The sequence below is a fragment of the Defluviitalea raffinosedens genome, from assembly GCF_016908775.1.
Lineage (GTDB): Bacteria > Bacillota > Clostridia > Lachnospirales > Defluviitaleaceae > Defluviitalea > Defluviitalea raffinosedens.
Genome location: NZ_JAFBEP010000034.1, coordinates 1 through 17660 on the forward strand (window position 1 = coordinate 1; position 17660 = coordinate 17660).

Genomic DNA, 17660 nt, shown 5'->3' on the forward strand with positions numbered 1-17660 from the left:
GATGATTTCATTATTCTCATCTTCAAGCACATCAACCAGATGACAGCCATAAGCTATCGCCGTTCGATATGATGGAACATTCGTATACTTCATATAGGAATAAACGATATTAAAAGGCGTATTCATAAACGTCCAGTCTCTTACTGCTCTTGCAGCCTCACTGGCATATCCTCGCCTCTGACAATCTTTTCGAATATGATATCCTATTTCTGGCTTTATCTGCCCATTAATGATTTGCATTGTAAGACCACAATCCCCAATCACTTCACCAGTCTCTTTCAAAATCACAGCCCACAAGCCAAAGCCAAAAATATTGTATCTTTCTATATTTTTTCTTATCCATTCTCTGACTCTATCCTCGTCAAAGGTATATGGATAGTGCGTCATAATATCCGAATCTGCAAAAACAACATATAAAGCATCAAAATCATCTTCAGTCATTTCCCGTAAAATTAATCTGTCTGTTTCTATAACCATGCACTAAACTCCTTTTCACCGTCCAAAATTCCTTCCAACTTCAATACAGTCTTTTTTCACTTTTTTATTAACAAATTCAAATAGAAGATATAAGATTCTATCATATTATTTATTTACAATTTGCTGATTATTTCACTGTAGAATCTTACTGCTCCCTGAATCTCATCTTCAGTAGGATTCTCCTTATTAATTCCTCCAATAAGCTTAAGTGGTCCATATGTGTCATAACCCTTACAACAGTAAGTGCCAAGAACATTACATTTTTTCAAAGAAAGAATGTTCTTTATGCTTTTTGCAAAATCCTGCCCTGGCTTTCCGCAGGTGTACATAAGAAATACATTTTTACCTTCTGTCATTTTCTCTTTGCTTACTTGTTCGATTTCTTTATAAAATTTGCTATAAGCAATACCAGACGCAATTCCAATAAGATCATATTCTTCCAGTTTAATATCATCTTCCTTTACATTAAGAAGTACGACATCATATTCTTTTTTAATCGCATCACAAAGTTTTTTTGTATTTCCGTGGTGCCAGGATTCATATAATATTGCTGTTTTCATTTTCATTCTCCTTCATTTTCATATTCTTTATCAAGCTCTATTTCGAAAGAATACAGAAAGTCTTTCATTTCATTGATGGCGTCTTCGCTCATATTATCAAGCAACTTTCTCCAGACTTTTCCTACCCGCTTATGATATTCCAAGTGTCCTCTAAAAGCAGTCTCTCCTTTTTTAGTTAGATATAAGGAAATCTCAGCGCCGGATGATAGTGATTCCTTTCGTTGGATATATCCTTTTTCAACCAACTTGCTGACCATTTGCGATGCAGCACCTTTAGTAACACCCTGCATTTCAGAGAGAGACTTAAGGTTAATTCCAGGATTTTCTCCTATATACTCAATTGTATGGATTTCTTTTCGTGTCAGAAGAGACTCTGTACCATAACTTCTTAATATATCTTCATTTCTGATATATTTATGGATAATACGATCCATAGTCTGCGCAATCTCAATATAATACTCACTCATTATTTACCTCCGCAATTTGTTTAGTATCTAAACTGTTTAGTACATAAATCGTATCAGCTTTTTTTATCAATGAGAAATTTTAACATTTAAATGAAGATGCGGGTCAGACTAGTAAAAAACTTGCCTGCAGGAAAGCATTCAGTTCATTTTTTGTTGCAGTATATATTAACAAAAAACCACCGTTTATTTACCGGTGGCTTGCATTATAATCATTTATTTAGATTTATTCAAGGAGATTTTTCAAATGGCGGATTTGCCTTAAAGTTTCGCGGTATTCTACCTCTAATAATTCTGGGTCATCCTTTTTGGAAGGCATAGAAATTTTGCTTATTAGCTCCGTCAAACGCGTTTCTAATCGTAAAATTTCTTCCTCAATCTGCTCTTTTTTTCTGTCTCTAACTTCAGTCCTGCTGGCCATATACTCTTCATAGCTACCCTTAAAGGTTTTAAGCTTGTGGTCTTCGATAATCATGAGCTGACTGGCTACTGAATTTATAAAACGCCGATCATGAGAGACAAAGAGCAGGGTGTGCTGATACTCTCGCAGAACTTCTTCCACCACTTCCAGAGAATTTAGATCCAAATAGTTTGTAGGTTCGTCAAGGATCAATAGGTTAAAATCACTACATATAATTTTTGCAAAGGAAGCTTTAACTCGTTCTCCTCCACTTAAAATCCCAACCTTTTTATACACGCTGTCTCCTTTGAAAAGAAGGCGGGCCAATAATATTCTGGCAAAACTCTCCTCGTAAACGCTTTCTGACATAACATTGTCAAGAATACTCTTATTCTCCTCTAAGATACTTAGCTCCTGACTGAAATAACCAATCCTTACGTTAGGAGCAATCTTTATTGGGGACTCTTGATTTAGAATCATTTTTAGCAAAGTGGTTTTTCCACACCCATTGGGACCTATTAAAGCTACCTTAGCTCCATTTTCCAGATAAAACTGAGCATCTTTAAAGATAACTTTTTCACCAAAGCTCTTGTTGAGCCCTTTTCCTTCGATGATAACTTTGCTATATATTTTCTGAACATCCCCAATGTCTAACTTAATTTTTCCGATTTTTTTAGGTTTCTCCTTAACTTCCAGATGCTGAATTCTTGCTTCCATATTCTTAATAGCGCGGTCCAAATTAGCTTTTGCTTTTTGATTGCCCATCTTGTGGAGTCTGGCCTCAGAGTTACCCATTCTTCTGGGAGTCTTTCGCATTGATTTTACTTTTTCCCGAGTAGATATTATGACCCTTTCTAACCTCTTCTTTTCCTTAACATATTCCTCATATTCAAATTGAGCTCGCTCTCGCTCTTTCGTCTTTTGCTTAATATATTCACTATAGTTGCCGGAATAGCTTTTGATTTTCCCATCTTCTATTTCGATTATTTTGCTGCAAAGGCTATCCAGCAAATCTCGATCGTGAGAAATCAAGACTAAGGCTCCGGAAAATTCGGCTAAGGAGTCTTCAACTAATTGAATCCCTTCAATATCCATGTTACTAGTGGGTTCATCAGCAAAAATAATAGCATTATTTTTACTTAGGCTGGTCGCGAGCTTAAAGCGGGTTTTTTCTCCTCCACTCATACTCTCCCGATAGATTGGGGGAACTTTAAATTTTGAAGCCATTTCTTGCTGAATCGTTTCTTCTTCAGGGGGCTCCAGTTGGGAGATACATGAACATTTCCCATAGAGTTTTACCCATCCTTCATCAGGTTCTATTCTTTGGCTTAAAAGATTCAATAAAGTTGTTTTTCCTGCCCCATTTACTCCCACAATACCAATGCGATCTTGATCATATATACGTAGATTTTCAATATCTAAAATAAGACGGTCTCCATATGATTTTTTTAGATTTCTGCATTCTACTAACAACATAAAAAAACCCCTCCTAAATTACCGGAGAGGATAGTATCCTTGCAGATCTTAACCATACCAAAAGAACTATATCATCTATTGCCCATGGCCTTAGGCCGAGAAATATAGTACTCTCTCAGGCAACAAAATCTACAGCAAAGTATAGTTATCAAAAGCTATCTACAGAAGTCAATACTATCCACTCACAGGTAAAAATACATGCTTACTAAGCCGTTTCCCAACGGCTTACCCAAATTATATTTTCCTAGTTAAGTGAATTAATTGAACATCTTCTGCAGATACCTTACCTTTCTTAAATTTTTCCTTAGGCTCTTATTAGGCTTTTTATTAACCTGTAACCTACTGATTACAATTATAATAGGTAATCAACTTTTATGTCAAGTTTCCATGTGAAACACGGAAACACAGGGACGATCCCCTGTTTCATTCTCTAGTTTTTTATTAATTATAATAATATATCTCTTTTTTTAACAAGGATTATTAAGTGACAGTTTCCATTTTTTATTTAAGCTGTTATTTGAATTATGGAAAAAAGCAAAAACCCCTGCTTCCTATCATAATTTATGTTTTATTTTATGGTAAACGCTTTTCATATTTTAAGGCTTACAGTAATTTTTTTATATTTGATTATTTATCAGATATAGTCATATTAATCTTTTCTAAAATAAGCCTCCATACTTAACATAATCTTTGCCTTATTGATAAAGCAGTTGCTCTGTTTATCTTTTCTAACAGCTAAAACTCTATAATCTATATAAATAAATTTTTTCTCAGCGAGGACAGTTTATTAATCCATTTTCATTTTGTCATGAAGTTTTTCATTGGCAATGCTCATTGAACTGCGGATGAAACAAGGAACCGTCCCCCTGTTTCATATCAATCAATATTTCAAAAAATCAAAGCTTTTCAGATATTCCTTCATGACCTGAGATTTGCTTTGGAATTTATAATACTTCGACTTTCAATCTTGGTATTTTTCGTCCTTCCTGTAAAAGTGAATCTACTTCATCTATCATAACAGCGCCCATTTTTTCATAAAACCCTTTAGCCTGTGGGCTTGTTACGAGCAAAAAAGATTTTTTACCCATTCTTTTGCAATAATCTATCAAATGGTTCCACATTTTTTTACCATAGCCTTTTCCAATATATTGAGGTTTAATATAAAATAACTCAAGTTCTGCTTTCTCATCATGTACTAAAAGAGAGTAAAAGCCAATAATAAGATTACTCTCAATAAATACAAAAGTAGGATTTGTTATAATATAATCTTCAGTAACCCTATAGACTCCCTCAAATCTTTTCATATATTCCATGTCATATCCCCAGTAGGCCTCTGATTCATATGCTATTCGATTCAATTCATCTACATCGTCTTTTTTAGCTGAACGTATGTAATACATAAAATTTTCACTCTCCATGATTTTCTTTACTTGCTGCTACAAAAATTTTTTCTAGCAAAAGCTGAATTTTTTCAGTCACCTTAAATGTGAAATGATTTATATTATGAATAAATAAATTAAAGATATATCTGACATAATTCAGATTATTAAAGAATAATGGGCTATTATAAAAACACAGGTTCGATTCCCTGTTTCATTTTATATGCTTTCTATTTAATTATAGTAATATAGCTCTTTATTTTTACAAGAATTATTAAATGATAGTTTCCATTTTTCATATTAATCTTTTCTAACAGCTAAAGCCCTACAATCTATTCAAAATAAATAAGTTTTTTCTCTTAGTCCAAATAGTTTATTAATCTATTTTTAATTATATCATGAAGTTTTTCATCGCCAATACTCATATGAAACACGGATGAAACAAGGAACCGTCCCCCTGTTTCATGATTGCCCTCCAAAAAAGCAGCTGAGTATATAAGTAAATATTTGATTAAATAAAAAGATACCGCTGTCAGTTTTCCTACTGAAACGGTATCTTTTTGTTTGTACAGTGCAATAATCAGTCATAGAAAATAATCTTTCAAAATACGGCTTTATTTCCCGCATCCACCGTGATGCTGATGTTCATGACAAACAGAACCTGTAGATTGAAGTGTGCCTTGCAGATATTCTTCTGCTGCTGCCTTGGCATCACCTCTTGCTCCAACTATCACCTCGACCTTCCTTTCATTAAAAATCTTAACCGCTCCTTGTCCCATGCTACCACTGATGATGACGTTTACACCACGGTCAGCAAGAAAATTAGGCAAGAATCCAGGTTTATGCCCGGGGTTAACAATGGTTTCGCTTTTGAGAATTTTATTGTTTTCGGCGTCAAAAATCATAAAACCTTCGCAATGTCCAAAGTGTCCGGTCACCATTCCCTTGTTACTTGCTACAGCAATTTTCATCATTTTAGTTTTCCTCCATCTTTTCTAATATTTTTGCAACGTCATCAAACCAGTTGACATCTAAGTCCTCTATCATACCCTTGTCACATGCAGCTGTAATTTCCGGGTCAACAGGTAATTTAGCAAGAACCTTAAGATGATGTTTTTCAGCTATTTCGTCTATGTGGCTGTCCCCAAAAATCTTGTGCTGCTTACCGCAATCTGAGCATTTAAAATAGGACATGTTTTCTACTAAGCCAATGATAGGGATATTCATCTTTTCAGCCATCTTAACAGCTTTTAGCACAATCATGGATACAAGTTCCTGAGGCGAGGTTACAACAATAATCCCATCAACAGCAATAGATTGAAATACCGTAAGAGGAACATCGCCGGTACCCGGTGGCATATCAATAAACATAAAATCCACATCACTCCAGATAACATCTGTCCAGAACTGCTTTACCATATTGCCAATCATGGGCCCTCTCCACACAACTGGATCCGTATCATTTTCTAAAAGCAAATTTACAGACATGATATCTATACCCGTCTTACTTTTTACCGGGAATAAGCCAAGTTCACTTCCTGTAGCTTTTTCTTTAATACCAAATGCCTTTGGCATAGAAGGTCCTGTTACGTCTGCATCCAGAATAGCGGTATGATAACCCTTTTTATTCATAGTAACTGCAAGCATGGAAGTAACCAGCGACTTGCCAACTCCTCCTTTACCGCTAACAACACCAATAACCTTCTTAATACTGCTCATTTCATGTGGTTTCTCGAAGAAATGATTTTTCTTTTCCTTTCTTTCTGCACAGTTTTCCGAGCAACTGCCACAGCTTTGGTTGCAATTTTCACTCATAATCTTAGCTCCTTTACTCTAGATTGTTATTTTACTGCCAGATAAGCAATAAAATCACCCATGGCAGCTTTAAGTCTGATATATGGTTCTATACATGTATAATAACAGGTATAAAACTTTGCATTTGTAACCATCAAGTACTTGCTTATTTTATCTTACATCTGAGAGTTCCCATTGCTTCCCGACGAGGGGCTTAAAGATGAAATCCGCCTATTATATAATCAGTCAGCTTGACCTTCATCATCAGTAAAGCATCTGCTTCGCCTATACCTGCGGCAACCACGACCGCAGGCATTTTCCAATCCTTCACAAAGCCTGTATTCACCACCTTCAATCAACAAGACCTTTCCATTAACCAACGACTCAGCTAACTTTTTTCTGGCCTCGTTATAAATGCCTTGCACGGTGCTGCGGGCCACATTCATCTGCCTGGCACACTCTTCTTGTGTAAATCTCTCCAAATCGATAAGCCTTATTGTTTCATACTCATCAACGGTCATGATCACATAGTTTTCTGCATCCACAGATGTATCAAGAGGACCAAATTTATTCATCTTGGGTAAACAACAGACTTTTCTCCATTTCATCGGTCTTGCCATAATCATCCACCCCCATTCAAAGCAAAAATAACCAGAGCCTCCTCACAGTTTATAGCATATGCCATTTATCTTTATTATATGTCGTTTATGGCATATGTCAATAACTATTGTAACTCTTTCAAAATAAAATAATGCTGGCTAAGAGATAATTTTTTCTCAACCAGCAGTCGTTCATTCAATTTACATCAATGGATAAGGAAATTGCTTGCTAAAAAAACGATAAACATTAGGATATATTGGGAATCATTCAAATCATCCGTCTAAAAAAAGGTATAAGCCAGCACAATTATCTTTATTAATGAGATATGGAAAAACTACATTTTTTCTCAAATCTAATTTATTTTTGTATATCTCAAATCATGAATAAATCCAACGATATAAGTAATTCTGCTTTATTAATCACACTTTACAATAAATTTTTGGCTTTCAATAATAGCAATATATTTCTTGACAAAACATCAAAATAACGATCTAAATTTAACTCTGATAATTTATTTTGAAGTGCCGTATCAAGCGCTTCAAAAGCCGTAGCTTTTATAATCATCTGTGTTTCATCATATGAAAATTCCCCGACTTTTTTCCTGTTCCATAATCCTGCATTTGCAGGACATTTTTCCTGACACTTAATACATCCTATCAAGCTATTATGCCAATTACTCTGTATCCAGTCCGGTATCGGATTTTTCCTTTCATTATGAAAGGTTAGACATTTATCAACAGCTATTTGTATATTTTCTTTGTCGATAGCACCAGTTTGACATTGATTTATGCATACGCCACATTTACTGCATCTATCCATTCTTAAATCTGAAGCTAACTCAATTTCCTCAGTACAAATCATGTCCGTTCCGAATACAGTAAGGCGATGGCATGACCCCATCCCTTCAATATACAACAAATTGTTTCTCCCATACTTACCAAAGCTGCTCATTGCTGCAAGCATTTTCTTTGGAAAAACAACTGGCCATGATTTTAGATGAAAATGTTCAAAAACATTGCTTACTGTCTCCTTTATCATCGATAGCTGTTGATCTCTATGTATGTAAACAGGCGGAATATCCGCCTCTATAATTCCAAAATCCCATTCTATTTCGACATAGCACGGAGAAGATGGGAGCGCGACAATAATTAACGATTTGATATCGGCATCTAATGAAAAATTAAAGTAATCCTTTAGCATTCCATTATTCATATCCGTCTTTTCAAACTGCTCACGGACTAACGGCAGTATATCTACAGAAACGATTTTTATTTTTCCACCAATATTATTAATACTCTTAGCAATTAACTCCTCTGCTTCGTACATCAGTTAACTCCCTTCAATAAATGATTTATTGTGGAAACACGGATGAAACATGTAACCGTTCCCGTGTTTTAAAATTTTATTTTATTAATTTCCCTGTGTTAACTCCTTTTAGGATATCTACATTCTTATAATCTTTTACTATCTCGATAAGATCTTTCATTTCATCATTAACAAACTTATTCTTGTGATATACGATACTAAAAGACCTGTTCCAATCAGGCTCTGTATTTTCAATGACATATATTTTTCCGTTTTTTATTTCTTCTTCTACCAGCCGGATTGAAATAACTGCTAAATATTGATTTTCTATAACCGCTTTTTTAATAGCAGAAGAACTGTTTGACTCTAAGGCTATTCTTATGGGGATACCCTTTTTTTGCATATATTTTTCAAACAATTCTCTGGTCCCACTGCCCTCTTCCCTCATGGCAAAGCTTTCATTTTTAATTTCTTCAATTTTAATTTCTTTTTTTTGTGCAAAAGGATGTTTTGTACTACAAACTAACACCAAAAAATCATTAATTTCAGGAATAGAAATTAAATCCTGACTCTTAACTCTTCCCTCTACAATGGCTATATCCAGTTCCGATTTTAATAACTTATCTTCTATATCCTTCGTATTGTTTACATATGAATAGATTTCTATCTCGGGATTGCTTTTTCCAAAAGCATTCGTAATATCTCCAAGAATACAGTCTCCCACTGTATTCGTTGCTCCAATTCTTATTTTTTTCACATAATTATCATGTATCATCATTTCTTCCATATCATCAAACTGCTTTACCAGATTTCTCGCATAAGAAAGAAGCCTTTCTCCTTTTGGGGTTATATACAATTTTTTTGAAAGCCTTTCAAATAAAAGTCCACCATAATGTTCTTCAAGCTCTCTAATGGCCTGGCTTACTGTAGGTTGGGCAATAAAAAGTTTTGCTGCTGTAGCACTCATTTTACCAGTATCCGCGACTTCTATAAATATTCTTAAATGCCTTATGGTCACCTTACCACCTTCCTGTCATGGATTAATCAATATTGATAGGTTTTACCTATGATTTTAATCATATAATATCATTTTATTATTAACTTAACAAGTGCTATCATTAAAATAGTAAACTTTTATTTTTAAATAAAGAGGTGTAAAAATATGAAGGTTCTTATCATTGGTGGTGTCGCAGCAGGAAGCAAAGTTGCTGCAAAGCTAAAACGCGAAAATTTTAACTGTGATGTTACTATTTTAACCAAAAGCAAAGATATTTCTTATGCTGGCTGTGGCCTGCCCTATTATGTCGGTAAGGTAATTGAAAATGGCAATGAGTTAATCGTTAATACACCCGATGGTTTTTCAGAATTAACCGGTGTTAAAGTATTAACTGAACATGAAGTTACAAAAGTTAATCCCAAAGAAAAAACGGTAGATGCCCTGGATTTAAAATCAAATAAGCCTTTAAAATTTGAATATGACAAACTAGTTATTGCTTCTGGGGCAAGAGCCATCAAACCAAATATTGATGGCATCCATTTAAAAAATGTTTTCTTTCTTAGATCCCCTGATGATGCTTACGCTTTGCGTAATGCTGTTGACAGTAATGAAATAAAAAGGGCTGTTATCGTCGGAGCTGGATATATAGGCCTTGAAATAACTGAAAATTTATCTTCTTGTGGAATTAAAATAATGATTATTGATATGGCAAAACATATCCTTCCTGGCTTTGATGATGAGTTTTCTGACTATGTTGAAAACTACCTGGCAGAACAAGGTATTATCACTTTTACCGAAACAGAAGTGGAAGCCGTCCTTGGGGAAGAAAAAGTTGAAAAAGTTAAAACAAGCAGACGAACCATAAAAGCTGATGCCATAATATTTTCTTGTGAAATAAAAGCCAATACAGAATTTTTAGCAGATTCTGGTATTGAATTAATGCCAAATCATACGATTAAAGTAAATGAGTTTTTTGAAACAAATATTGAAGATATTTATGCCGTTGGTGATTGTAGCTCTGTAAGCAACAAAATTACAAAGGAAGCCTTCTGGTCTCCTATGGGTTCTACCGCAAATATTGCAGGCCGTATCCTTGCCAAAAATATTTTAGGAAGTAAAATTGCTTTTCCTGGAGTTTTGGGAACTGCAATCGTAAAGCTGCCAGAAATTAATGCAGGAAGAACAGGATTAACAGAAAAAGATGCAAGAAAGGCAGGCTTTAATCCAATATCAGTCGTTGTCGTTGTTGATGATAAGGCCCACTACTATCCTGATTCTTCGACATTTATTGTTAAGATGATTGCAGACAAAAAAACTAAAAAATTATTGGGTATACAAGTATTAGGAAAAGGTGCCACAGATAAAATGATTGATATTGCTGCCACAGCTATCACTATGGGCGCAAGTCTTGAAGATATTGAAAATATGGATTTAGCTTACGCTCCTCCTTTTTCAACAGCCATTCATCCTTTTTCCCATACTGTTAATGTCTTATTAAATAAGATTAGTGGAGACTTTGAAACGATTACTCCTGCAGCTTATGCCGCCGGAGAAGCCAAAGATTTTAAAATAATAGATGCTTCCATCTATCCAGGTATAGAAGGGGCAGATTATATTGATCTTACTAAAGTAAAAGGAGATCTGCCCGGATATAAAAAAGACGAAAAACTGCTTTTAGTATGTGCAAAGGGTAAAAGAGCTTATATGCTTCAAAAACGTTTAAAAAATTTTGGCTACAACAATACCAGGGTTCTTGAAGCAGGAACAACTTTTAATAATTTATCGTATTAAAATAAATATTTGGAGGTTTGAAAATATGGAATCTTTAACAATTAGCCCAGCAGATGAAAAAAGAGTAAAAGCACTGGGATTTTTGCGCAATAAAGGAACAAATAACTTCTCAGGAAGAATCATTACAATAAACGGTAAAATAACAGCAGCTCAAAACAAATGTATAGCAGAAGCTGCTGAATTATTCGGGAATGGCATTGTCACTTTTACAAGCCGATTAACCGTAGAAGTTCAAGGCATCCCTTATGATAAGATAGAAGACTTCAGGGCTTATATTGCTAAAGAAGGGCTTGTAACCGGTGGCACAGGCTCAAAAGTTCGTCCAGTTGTATCTTGTAAGGGAACGACTTGTCAATATGGCTTAATTGATACTTTTGCCTTATCTGAAGAAATACATGAAAAATTTTTTAATGGCTACGCTGATGTCAGACTTCCTCATAAATTTAAAATTGCTGTGGGTGGCTGCCCAAATAGCTGTGTAAAACCAGACTTAAACGATTTAGGCATAGTGGGTCAAAGAATACCCAATTTTGATGAAGATTTTTGTAATGGCTGTAAAAAATGTCCCTTAGAAGAAATTTGCCCAATGGATGCAGCCAAAGTTATTGATGGCATTTTAAATATTAATAAAGAAAAATGTAACAATTGTGGTCTGTGTATTGGTAAATGTCATTTTGATTCCATCGAAGATGGAACTGCTGGCTACAAAATATACATTGGAGGAAGATGGGGAAAACGTGTAGCTCGTGGCAAGCCCTTAAGCAAGATTTTCACGGATAAAGATGAAGTTTTAAGTGTAATCGAAAAAGCCATCCTTTTATACAGAGAACAAGGCAAAACGGGTGAACGTTTTTCTAAAACGATTGAAAGACTTACTTTTGAAAATGTAGAATCTCAATTATTATCAAATGATATTTTAGATCGAAAAGAGGAACTTCTGGAAGCAAAACTTCACTTAACTGGCGGAGCCACTTGTTAATATCATTCATTATTAAATGCTTTAAAACTAGACAATAAACAAAAAACTTTCATTAGTCCAATTAAATCTGGAACCAATGAAAGTTTTTTATTTGCTGGCTTATTTTAAATTAAACAGATACTGCTTAGGCATTTCATCCTCAAAAGTAATCTGAGATGAATAAACTTTAAATACCCTATCAATTTCCCTGCTTTCAAATACTTTTTCTGGACTGTCATAAATAACTATTTCTCCCTTATCCATAAGACAGATCTTATCAGAATAAGAAAGCGCATTGTTTAAATCATGGAGTACCATAACGATTGTTTTCCCCATCTTTTTAAGCCTTTTTATTATTTCCAGTATTTCAAGCTGATGATTAATATCTAAATAAGTTGTTGGCTCATCTAAAAATATTATATCTGTATCCTGAGCCAAAAGCATAGCAATATAAACCTTTTGACGCTGCCCTCCAGATAATTCATAAATATTTTTATTGATATACTTACCAAGAGCCATGTCTTCTATGGTCTTTTGGACAATTTCTTTATCTTTTTGTTGAGGCACACGCAAAAAATCTAAATAAGGATATCTGCCGTGCATAACCAAATTATATACCGTTATATTGGGTACCTTTCTAATCTGAGGTAAAAAGGAAAGCTTTTTTGCAAGCTCTTTATTTGAAAAGCTTGAAATATTCCTGTCCTTAAGAATCACTTCCCCTTTAAAAGCTTTCAATATATTTGCTGCTGTTTTTAATAAAGTAGTCTTCCCACAGCCGTTTTTACCTATAATCGTTGTAATGCTGGCTTCTTCAAATGCAATATTTATATTTTTTATAACTTCAACATTATTGTATCCAGCAGTGATATTCTTTAATTTAATCATAAAGCTGTCCTCTCCTGCCTTTAATTAATAGATAAATAAAAAATGGTCCGCCCAAAAATGACATTATAATTCCAACAGGAATTTCATAGGGGGCAAAAATAACTCGAGCCAGTAAATCACAAAGTAAAGTAAAAATACTTCCTAATAATGCGGATACGGGGATTAATATTCTATTATCATAACCTACCAGAAACCTTGAAACATGAGGAATGATAAGCCCAACAAAGCCCAGTAAACCTGCAAAACTTATTGCAGCCCCAGCAAGCATAGCTACAAGAATTAAAAATATAAAACGAAATCTTCTAACATTTAAACCTAAAGATTTAGCTGTTTCATCTCCTAAAGCCAAAATATTCATATCATAGCTTAAAATTAAGGCAACAATAAAAGCGATAATGATAAAAAAAGCAGCAAAGCTTAATCTGTCCATTGTTACGCCTGAAAAACCTCCAATTAAAAATGCCGTCCTTTCCATAACAACATCAGGCTTTAGAGTCAGTACAGTATCCGTCGCTGCTCCAATAAAACTAGATACAGCAACCCCCGATAAAACGATAGCCATCCTGGATGCGCCAGTCGCTTTAGCTATATAATAAACCAATAACACAGCCACAAACGCGCCTGTAAAGGCTGCAAAAGTAGTATAGTATATATTTGCAGGAAAAAAAGCAGCAATTAAAACAGCAAACAAACCTGCTCCAGAATTAACACCAATAATACCTGGACTGGCAAGGGAATTATTTAATACTGACTGAAGTATTGCACCAGATACAGATAAAGCACAGCCTGCAAGAACTGCAGCTAAAGTTCTTGGTATCCTGACAAAATTTATAATTTTATAAACTTTTGAACCAGGATCTCCTTGCCGCATTGCATTAAAAATTTCTGACAAGGATATTTTTGAAGAACCAAAACTTATACTCAAAAATACTCCAATTATTAATAACATTAAAAGAAAAGCTATAACGGCAGCGTTATAGCTTTTGCTGTTTTTATTTAAATTTATCCGGGTAAAGAATTTTTGCAAGATATTCATAGCTTTCACCCCATTTTGCATTTGGCTTGTAATGGAACAGTTCTTTAGGAAGTACAATAAATCTGTCATTTTTTACTGCGGTTAAATCATTCCATGCCGGATTTTTTGCTATTCCATCTTTTAAAGCTTCTAAAGCTTTTTGACTGTCCCCCATAGTCACAACAAAAATATAATCTGGATCTTCCTCAATTATGAGTTCTATACTTAACTCTTCTAATAGTGACTCATGTTTTGATGCGATATTGACTGTAGCTAAATCATTTAAAATTCTACAGGCCATATTGTCATCATTTTTTGCCTTTGCACCAGTTGAAAAAGCACGGATAAATAAAATATCAGGATTGTCATTTTTATCAATTTTACTTAAGACCTCTTCAATTTGTTTTTTAACTTCAAGGCCATTTTTCTTATAGAGTTCTTTATTCCCTGTTATATCCGTACAAATATCAAGCATAGCCAAATAGTCTTCAAAGTGTTCTACTTTAAAAAATGCAAAGTTTATATTGGATTTTTTAAGGGTCTCGGAAATCTTTACATGACTTTCTATATCAGGAGAAAGTAAAATAAAATCTGGAGAAAGATTAATAATTTCTTCTAAATTTGGTTCTTTTATCGTTCCGATAATTTGAACTTCTTTAGGCAAATGCATTTTTCTTTCTTTTATCACATCGTCTGTTACGCCAATAAGTTCCCCGCCTGCCAAAAGCCAGGTTTCAGCATAAGAACCAACAAGAGAAACAACCCTTTGAGGTTTTTCTTCTAAATGAATTTGATTTCCTAATGAATCCGTAAAACTGTAATAATATCGGCTACTGGCACTAGCCTCTTGCTGAGATTTACATCCTGTAATAAATAAAGCAAAAAAACTAACGATAACTAATATTAAAATAATTCCCGATATCTTTTTTAATTTTCTCGTCTTCAATATAACATCCATACTTAACTCATCCTTTTTAAATTTTTCTACTTCAATCATATTACTAAAAATATATATTGTAAAATATAATTATGTTATAATTATAATAGGTAAATCCTATAAATGAAAATAAAATGAAACACGGAGCCGTCTCCGTGTTTCATTTGTTATCTGATATTCAACTGACATAATCACAAATCTATCCCTTGTTTGTATATTCGCTGGGCGAAATACCGTAACTATTCTTAAAGGCTATTGTATATTAACTATGCGGGTGTATCTTCTTAAAGCATACTCTCCGTCATGTGCCTCTCCACAAAATGCAGATGACATATCTCCTGCACGCATAATTCTGACGACTCCGCTCCTTGCCAGCAAATCCGTAAGTTCCTCTCTTCGTTCTCTTTGACAAATCAGCCCGGCTGTTTGAAGATAGCCCTTATGTTTTCTTAGCGTTGAAAACAATTCACTTCTTGGCAGTCCTTTTACAAGGCAATTCCCGAACATATCCGAAAGTTCCAGATTCTTATCCGGACAAATGGTCAGACTACAGTGTTTTCCCTTATAAACCCTATCGTTACGTATTGCACTTCCGCTAATAATATTATCCAATTTTTCATAATATTTTTGGAGAGTTCTTTCTGCTATAACATCAATGGATTGAAACGGGTATTTATCTGCCGCGACTTCCAAATAAGGTAAAAATTCTTCACAAAAGGCATGGAGCTCTTCCTGGCTATTCGTATCAAGAAAAATTGTCTGGCAGGAACTGCAAAGGAGTTGCCTTGTGGAAATAATATGCTCTGCCAGAGCTGTAAGTTCCTTTTCTTTGTCCTCGTATCCAGATATATATGCAAAGCCCAACTTATGACCCCACTCAATAAGCTTACATCCTACCGGCGCGAATTGCCGCACTGCAGATATTGCAGCATCACCACCCCAAACAACAATTCCGTCAGCCATCTCTGCCATTTTTTTAATGGCATGAAGATCGCTTGAGGGCGTATCAAATATGTATACAAAGTCTGAAATATCAGGTTCAATTTCTATCAGTTTCTTAATGATTTTAATAGATAAGCCTTTATCCGCTTGAGGCAATTTCAAAATGTTTACATTTCCTGTGATCAAGCCCTCAGCAACACTAAATACCGGCAAACCGTCAATATTTCCTGCGGCAATATGAAGTAAAGTTCCCAATGGCATTGGGCGAATCCACAGTTTCTTTTGGTTAAAAGGCGGGTCTGTCTTTTGTATATCAAAATAGTGCTCACCAAGTTCTGTCTTTACTTTATATTCTATATTCTCCCGTTTAAGTGACATAAGAATGATATCAATATGCTTTTCTATCCCTTCAATATTCAGTTGGGATATTAGAGCATCAAATTCGCCTTCAGCAATGGATTGACCAAGCTTTTCCAATGCAACGATTACTTTTTCCGGGTTAAGCATTTTTGTCCTGCGGGTTTTGTTTATTTCATCTTCAAGTTGATTAAGGATAATTTCTTGATCCTTTGAGTGATATAAATCACCTTTAAAAAGAATCATAGTTTCACTTCCTTTATCAGTTCTTCCGCACCGGCTGCACAGGTTTTTATATCTTTTAGTCCAATGCGTCCAACGATTTCAAGATAAGGTGACAATATACCGCATCCGCATTCTTCACCATCATAAAGAATACCCAGATCATCGGTTACTACACTTAATATAGGTGTTGCTTTAATCATCGGAGTTATCAAATTGACCAGGCCGATTTTTCCATTTTCTACAGGTTCCAGTGATTCAACATCTCTTATGATGACCCTGCTATATGCAGGTACGTGAAAATGATGGTTAATACAGTCGCAGTATAATATCGGGTGCTCAACCGCACCGAAAAACTCAATAATATCCTCTTCTTCAATCCCCAATACCTTATTTGCAAGTTTATAGAGAACTTCTTTTTCAACCTGCTCTTTATAAAACTGTTTCCAACCACCTGCAAGCATGATTTTGGAACCTTTTTTTAATTTATAGCGCTTACCTCGTTCATCCATCATTTTAAGAACAAAATATGTATATGAAGGAAAGCCCATGAATCTTAAAGGAAATCTCGATTTGCTGTATTTTTCTATTGCTTTAACAATGCCTTCTAAGTCCGGAACATATTTTCCTTTTTTGTATTTCAAAGCATAGGTTCTTCTAATTGCCGGTGTAAATAGTGTTGCTCCAAAAGCCGTTTTTGTAACAGCGGTTTTGTTTTTTCTATGTGGCTTATAACCAAAAACAATGTAATTGGCAGGTATAAACGAAAACAATTTACGCCACTTTCCGATTTTAAGAACCATTCTTAAGCCGCATAACAGACCGGTAAAATCAAAGCCAATATTGCTAAACTTCCCTTTCGTCCCAGCAGAGGTGGCTTTAATCATTTTATAAGACGGCATGGAGTATATATTATGGTTTTTAAAAAATAATGTCGGAAGAAAAGGGATTTTTTGAATATCATCATAACTTTCTATAAAATCAGGCTTGAAATTCATACTTTCCAGTATTTTTTTATATTCAGGACAGTTATCATACTGGTACTTACTATTTTCTTTAACGGCTTTAACAAATAACTCTTCGGTATTAAATGTATCA

General features: G+C 34.6%; 17 protein-coding genes. 2 read left to right on the forward strand and 15 right to left on the reverse strand.

Annotation, left to right across the window (positions count from 1 at the left end):
- The 10 genes from JOD07_RS14770 to JOD07_RS14815 all read right to left on the reverse strand — a co-directional run.
- A partial coding sequence (locus JOD07_RS14770; RefSeq protein ID WP_204614534.1) for a GNAT family N-acetyltransferase occupies window positions 1–477 on the reverse strand: 477 nt, incomplete at its 3' end.
- Window positions 478–590: 113 nt separating this feature from the next.
- Window positions 591–1037, reverse strand: a complete 447-nt coding sequence (locus JOD07_RS14775; RefSeq protein ID WP_204614535.1) for a flavodoxin domain-containing protein — start codon at window positions 1035–1037, stop codon at window positions 591–593.
- A 2-nt stretch (window positions 1038–1039) separates the two neighbouring features.
- A complete protein-coding gene (locus JOD07_RS14780; RefSeq protein WP_204614541.1) occupies window positions 1040–1504 on the reverse strand; it encodes a MarR family winged helix-turn-helix transcriptional regulator in 465 nt (154 codons plus the stop codon).
- A 223-nt stretch (window positions 1505–1727) separates the two neighbouring features.
- Window positions 1728–3377, reverse strand: a complete 1650-nt coding sequence (gene abc-f / locus JOD07_RS14785) for a ribosomal protection-like ABC-F family protein (protein ID WP_204614542.1) — start codon at window positions 3375–3377, stop codon at window positions 1728–1730.
- A gap of 944 nt (window positions 3378–4321) precedes the next feature.
- Complete coding sequence (locus JOD07_RS14790) at window positions 4322–4795, reverse strand: GNAT family N-acetyltransferase (protein ID WP_243429355.1); 474 nt, start codon at window positions 4793–4795, stop codon at window positions 4322–4324.
- 575 nt (window positions 4796–5370) lie between these two features.
- Window positions 5371–5730 carry a NifB/NifX family molybdenum-iron cluster-binding protein gene (locus tag JOD07_RS14795; RefSeq protein ID WP_204614543.1) on the reverse strand — a complete coding sequence of 120 codons (360 nt, stop codon included), beginning with the start codon at window positions 5728–5730 and terminating at the stop codon, window positions 5371–5373.
- A gap of 1 nt (window position 5731) precedes the next feature.
- Window positions 5732–6571, reverse strand: coding sequence for an Mrp/NBP35 family ATP-binding protein (locus JOD07_RS14800; RefSeq protein WP_204614544.1), 840 nt, complete (start codon window positions 6569–6571; stop codon window positions 5732–5734).
- Between the two features lie 221 nt (window positions 6572–6792).
- Window positions 6793–7170, reverse strand: a complete 378-nt coding sequence (locus tag JOD07_RS14805) for a DUF134 domain-containing protein (protein ID WP_204614545.1) — start codon at window positions 7168–7170, stop codon at window positions 6793–6795.
- Between the two features lie 406 nt (window positions 7171–7576).
- The gene (locus JOD07_RS14810) at window positions 7577–8476 is read right to left on the reverse strand and encodes a 4Fe-4S double cluster binding domain-containing protein (protein ID WP_204614547.1); all 900 of its coding nucleotides are present in this window, start codon (window positions 8474–8476) and stop codon (window positions 7577–7579) included.
- Window positions 8477–8552: 76 nt separating this feature from the next.
- On the reverse strand, window positions 8553–9473 hold the full coding sequence (locus tag JOD07_RS14815) for a LysR family transcriptional regulator (RefSeq protein ID WP_204614549.1): 921 nt from the start codon (window positions 9471–9473) through the stop codon (window positions 8553–8555).
- 144 nt (window positions 9474–9617) lie between these two features.
- Here JOD07_RS14815 and JOD07_RS14820 point away from each other — a divergent pair, with 144 nt between their 5' ends.
- Together JOD07_RS14820 and JOD07_RS14825 are read left to right on the forward strand one after the other, a co-directional pair.
- Window positions 9618–11243, forward strand: a complete 1626-nt coding sequence (locus tag JOD07_RS14820; protein ID WP_204614551.1) for an FAD-dependent oxidoreductase — start codon at window positions 9618–9620, stop codon at window positions 11241–11243.
- A gap of 25 nt (window positions 11244–11268) precedes the next feature.
- Window positions 11269–12222: a (4Fe-4S)-binding protein gene (locus JOD07_RS14825; protein ID WP_204614553.1), complete on the forward strand. Its 954-nt coding sequence runs from the start codon at window positions 11269–11271 to the stop codon at window positions 12220–12222.
- 99 nt (window positions 12223–12321) lie between these two features.
- Here the strand turns inward: JOD07_RS14825 and JOD07_RS14830 are convergent, their stop codons facing one another.
- The 5 genes from JOD07_RS14830 to JOD07_RS14850 form a co-directional block, all read right to left on the reverse strand.
- Window positions 12322–13089, reverse strand: a complete 768-nt coding sequence (locus tag JOD07_RS14830; RefSeq protein ID WP_204614555.1) for an ABC transporter ATP-binding protein — start codon at window positions 13087–13089, stop codon at window positions 12322–12324.
- Complete coding sequence (locus JOD07_RS14835; RefSeq protein ID WP_204614557.1) at window positions 13082–14125, reverse strand: FecCD family ABC transporter permease; 1044 nt, start codon at window positions 14123–14125, stop codon at window positions 13082–13084. Before JOD07_RS14835 ends, JOD07_RS14830 begins: the two co-directional genes overlap by 8 nt.
- The gene (locus JOD07_RS14840; RefSeq protein WP_204614559.1) at window positions 14082–15062 is read right to left on the reverse strand and encodes an ABC transporter substrate-binding protein; all 981 of its coding nucleotides are present in this window, start codon (window positions 15060–15062) and stop codon (window positions 14082–14084) included. Before JOD07_RS14840 ends, JOD07_RS14835 begins: the two co-directional genes overlap by 44 nt.
- A gap of 231 nt (window positions 15063–15293) precedes the next feature.
- Window positions 15294–16586 carry an acyl-CoA reductase gene (locus JOD07_RS14845; RefSeq protein ID WP_204614560.1) on the reverse strand — a complete coding sequence of 431 codons (1293 nt, stop codon included), beginning with the start codon at window positions 16584–16586 and terminating at the stop codon, window positions 15294–15296.
- A partial coding sequence (locus JOD07_RS14850; RefSeq protein WP_204614562.1) for a LuxE/PaaK family acyltransferase occupies window positions 16583–17660 on the reverse strand: 1078 nt, incomplete at its 5' end. The genes JOD07_RS14845 and JOD07_RS14850, both read right to left, overlap by 4 nt.